Here is a 672-nt window from a genome sequence, read left to right on the forward strand (position 1 = left end):
AAGTTGATAGATTGCGCTTGAATTGCTCGAAGTTCTTCGCGCGCATGTAGCGCATCGAATCGAAGTACGGCGACATGCCGGGTTCGAGCCATACAGTGCGTACGGCAAACGCGCGATGTTTTGCGCTCTCGCATAAATCACCGGGCCATGCCGCGTGAAGAACAGGTCTGCTTTGACGGGCGGACCGCCACGCACAGTGATCGTCTCGTGCACGATGCGCATCGGTTCCCAACGTCCTTTATAGCGATACTCATGCGGATTCTCCGGATTCAGATCGTAGACGTACAGGTCCCCCTGATCGATGTTGAAGATCGTGAGACCGAACGCGATCGTGCCGTTGTGTCCGATCGACACACCAGGCGCAGAAGGTTCGCCGCCGCCGATGATATCGAGCGTCGGCGTGCTGATCTGCTGAATGTAGCGTAGGCGTGGCGTATGCGCGATGCGGGTCATTGGCCACGATCGCGCGGCCCGTTGCCGATTTGCTGGGCGCGATCACCCAGTTGTTACTACCTTCTGTCACCTCTTCGGCATTGCCGACAGTGGCCATCACTGTCGGCGACGCATCGGCACTTTTGAGTGAATCGCGAGTCACGTGTACGCGTTGAGTGGCGAGCGTAAAGACTTTCAGCACGTCGTCAGGCAGACACGGATCGAGTCCTTCTGGCATGC

The 672-nt window shown here is 57.7% G+C and carries 1 pseudogene; it reads right to left on the reverse strand.

Annotated features, from left to right (window positions below):
• Positions 1-672: pseudogene (locus ACV22V_RS32475) on the reverse strand (penicillin acylase family protein); the annotation flags it as partial.

It is taken from the genome of Burkholderia sp. AW33-5, from assembly GCF_053427615.1.